Genomic DNA, 3,131 nt, shown 5'->3' with positions numbered 1-3,131 from the left:
CAACCTAGTGAATTGGGCTATAGCCAGTTTCAAAGGTTCATTGGATCTAGGAATGCTAGCGAGTACTTCTATCAATTTTGACTTATCGATTTTTGAGATATTTACTTCATTAGCATCAGGAGCAAAGATTGAATTAGTAGATAATTTATTATCACTAGTAGAAGATTCAGAAGTTTCTGTTTCACTTATAAACACCGTACCAAGTGTTTTACAAGGAGTCTTAGAATCAGGAAAATTACCTGAAACGGTAAAAACGATTAACCTTGCAGGTGAGCCATTATTACCAAGTTTGGTAGATCGTATTTACAAAGAAAGTTCAGTAGAAACCATCTATGATTTGTACGGACCTTCAGAAGCGACTACCTATAGCACGTTTATCAAAAGAGAATTAAACGGAGTTCAAACCATTGGACGTCCAATAGCCAATACTCAGATTTATATTTTAAGCGAAGGAGAAGAATTAGTACCAGTAGGCGTTGTAGGAGAATTATGTGTAGGAGGAAAAGGAGTTGCCAGAGGATATTTAAACAGAGAAGAACTAACCAATGAAAAATTCGTTCAGAATCCATTCAAGGAAGGAGAAAGAATTTACAAAACAGGAGATTTAGCTCGTTGGTTAGCTGATGGAACGTTAGAATATGTAGGAAGAAAGGATTCACAAGTAAAGGTTAGAGGATATAGAATTGAATTAGGAGAGATAGAAACAGCTTTAGCGGTTATAGACAATATTCAAAACAGTTGTGTGCTAACCAAAGAAGATATAACAGGAAGCAAACGATTAGTTGGATATGTAGTTGCAGAAGGAGAATTCAACAAAGAAAAAGTTCAAGCCGAATTAAAAGAGAGCTTACCAGAATACATGGTGCCTAGTTTATGGGTTGAACTAGAAGAAATGCCATTAACCGCCAGTGGGAAGTTAGACAGAAAGGCTTTACCAGAGCTAGATGGATCACTATTATCAACCAAAGCTTATGTGGCTCCAAGAACTGTAGTAGAATCACAAATTGCTAGAATTTGGCAAGACTTATTAGGCTTAGAGAAAGTAGGTGTTTATGATAACTTCTTTGAATTGGGAGGTCATAGTTTACTAGTGGTTCAATTAATTTCAAGACTGCAAAAACTTGAATTATACATAGAGGTTAAAGATATTTTCGCTAATGCAACCATTGCAGAGATTGCAGAGAAATTATCATCAGAAACTCCAGTATATCAAGTTCCAGAGAATGGAATTACTCTAGAAGTAGAGCATATTGTTCCAGCGATGGTTCCATTATTAGACTTCAGTCAAGAAGATATTGATACAGTCGTATCGAAAGTTCCTGGTGGTGTTTCCAATATTCAAGATATCTATCCATTATCATCATTACAAGAAGGAATCCATTTCCATTATTTGATGAGTAATGAAGAGCAAGGAGATACTTATATATTATCTAATCTATTATCATTTAAAGACAAGGCAAAACGTACTTTGTTTATTGAAGCACTTCAATTTGTAGTAAACAGACATGATGTATTAAGAACTTGTATTGTAAGTGAAGGCTTGCCTAAAGCAGTACAAATAGTAAGACGTCAAGCTAATTTATCTGTAGAGGAGCTAGTGTTCAATAATACAGCAGATGTTCTAGCCGAACTGGAGCAATTAACTACACCTGGAAATCAATGGATAGATGTATCTAATGCTCCGTTGTTACAGTTAAAATCAGCAGACGATGAAAAGAATGAAAACTATTATTTAATTATCAATCAACATCACTTGGTTTTAGATCACGTAGGTTTAGAAAGAGTGATTTTCGAAATAGAGCAATACTTATTAGGAAACAAAGAAAGTCTTCCAACGCCAGTATTGTATCGTGATTTTATTGCACATACCTTACATTCACAAGCAACGAATAATGATGAAGATTATTTCAAAGCATTGTTAGGGGATATTGAAGAACCAACATATCCTTTTAACCTAACCAATGTTCTAGAAAATACTAGAGAGATAAAAGAAACTGAGATCAGATTACCAAAAGAGCTGAGTGAAAAAGTTAGAGCTGTTGGAATTGATTTAGGTATGAGTCCTGCGGTAATCTTCCATGCAGCTTATGGAATTGTTGTGGGAAGATGTAGTAACTCAGACTATGCATTATTTGGATCACTATTCTCAGGTCGTTTACAAGGGGCATCTGGAGCCGCAGAATCTTTAGGTTTGTTTATAAACACCTTACCATTTTTAACAAAACTGGAAGGAAACATTACAGAATATGTTCAAAAGGTGAAAAAAGGATTAAACGAGTTATTACCTTATGAGCAAACTCCATTGTCAAATATTCAGAATTGGAGTGATATTTCTAATGAAATTCCGTTGTTCAGTGCTCTTTTAAATTACCGTCATTCTATATACGCATCTCATAATCAAGATGCTTCACAGGAAAATGACTTAGGAATAACCCTTGTTGGAGGTCACGAAAGAACGAATTACCCACTTACTTTAAGTGTTGATGATTATGGAATTGATTTCGGATTAACTGTACAGATTGAAGAGCATATTGATGCGACTCGTATCTTAGATTATATGCAAGAAACTTTAGAGCAATTATTAGAAGGATTAACTTCTGAAAAAGCTATTAAAGTTACTGATACAGCAATTTTACCAAAAGAGGAACTAGAATTACTAAATAGCTTCAATGATACTTATGCTGAGTATCCATTGGATAAAACATTGGTTGATTTATTTGCAGAGCAAGTAGCTAAAACACCTGAGGAGATAGCAGTTGTTTTTGAAAATGAAGCATTGACCTTTGCAGAGTTAGACGAGCGTTCAAATCAGTTAGGACACTACTTACGTGAGCAAGGTGTTGAGCCAGATACTTTAGTTGGGATCTGTATTGAACGAAGTATTGAAATGCTAGTAAGCATTTTAGGGATCTTAAAATCAGGAGGTGCTTATGTACCAATCGATCCAGAATATCCAGAAGATCGTATTGAGTATATGCTCACTGATGCTGATATCAAATTGGTATTGACTAGTGAAAAAGTTACTTCAGAAGTATTAGGAGAAAGAGAAGGTATAACTGCCATAGCTTTAGATAGTCAATGGGAGACGATAGCGAATTACTCTAAAGAAGCTTTAATTCCAGTAGTATCTC

1 protein-coding gene is annotated in these 3,131 nt (G+C 35.0%); it reads left to right on the top strand.

Features of this window, described 5'->3' with window-relative positions; all coding sequences use genetic code 11:
* Window positions 1–3,131 (top strand): AMP-binding protein (locus ACKTTV_RS05275; RefSeq protein ID WP_408029776.1); only part of this gene is annotated, 3,131 nt, incomplete at both ends.

The sequence above is a fragment of the Tenacibaculum xiamenense genome (genome assembly GCF_964513065.1).
Taxonomy (GTDB): domain Bacteria; phylum Bacteroidota; class Bacteroidia; order Flavobacteriales; family Flavobacteriaceae; genus Polaribacter; species Polaribacter xiamenense.
The sequence above is the reverse complement of the archived record's forward strand: the minus strand, read 5'-3'. Positions and strand labels throughout refer to the sequence as shown.